This window comes from Caulobacter sp. 05T431 (assembly GCF_056665975.1).
The window spans coordinates 1-366 of sequence record NZ_JBFTKU010000182.1 but is presented as its reverse complement, the minus strand read 5'-3'; the positions used below and the strand labels follow the sequence as shown (position 1 = coordinate 366).

The window sequence follows — 366 nt, the reverse complement described above, 5'->3', positions numbered from 1 at the left end:
GTCTGGGTCAGCAGCGTGGAGGGGCTCTATATTCTGCGCTTCGCTCTGGGTGTGGCCGAAGCCGGCTTCTTTCCCGGCGCCATTCTCTTCCTGAGCCTGTGGGTCCCGTCCCGTCACCGCAGCAAGATCCTGGCCCTGTTCTACTTGGCCCAGCCGCTGACCACGGTCATCGGTGCACCACTTGCCGGTTRGCTCATTCAGCAGGAGGGCCTCTTCGGACTCGACGGCTGGCGCGTGATGTACCTCGGCGTATCGATTCCGGCCATCGTCGTCGGCATCATCGCCTGGTTCTACCTCGCCGATTCCCCGGCCAAGGCCAGGTGGCTCAACCCGGACGAAAAGACGTGGCTGACCAACGCCCTGGAG

General features: G+C 63.8%; 1 protein-coding gene. It reads left to right on the top strand.

All coding sequences use genetic code 11. From position 1 onward, the window contains the following. Positions 1-366: MFS transporter (locus tag AC1U89_RS25030; RefSeq protein ID WP_479902312.1), on the top strand; the 366-nt coding region annotated here is incomplete at both ends.